At 45.3% G+C, this 258-nt stretch carries 1 protein-coding gene; it reads left to right on the top strand.

The window, feature by feature from the left end; all coding sequences use genetic code 11:
• The coding region (locus AAIG11_RS18075) for a Mu transposase domain-containing protein (protein WP_425499441.1) at positions 1-258 on the top strand (258 nt) is incomplete at both ends.

Below are 258 nucleotides of genomic sequence, written 5' to 3' on the forward strand. Positions count from 1 at the left end.
GTTACTCAGTACCAGTCGAACTGGTTGGTCGTCAGATAAGCGTTAAAGCTTACGGCAATCATATTGCCTGTTACCACAATGCAGAAAAGGTTGCCCATCACACACGCAGTTATGGTCGATCAGACACTTTGTTTCAGTTGGAGCATTATCTGCCCTTGCTGGAACAAAAGCCTCGGTCAGTGTATCATTCTAAACCCGTTCGCAAATCTGCTGCTGTTGAATTGTTGGACTGGGGAAAAACCTTTCCTCATGATGCAA

Source organism: Anoxynatronum sibiricum, assembly GCF_039414295.1.
Classification (GTDB): Bacteria; Bacillota; Clostridia; order Peptostreptococcales; family Tindalliaceae; genus Anoxynatronum; species Anoxynatronum sibiricum.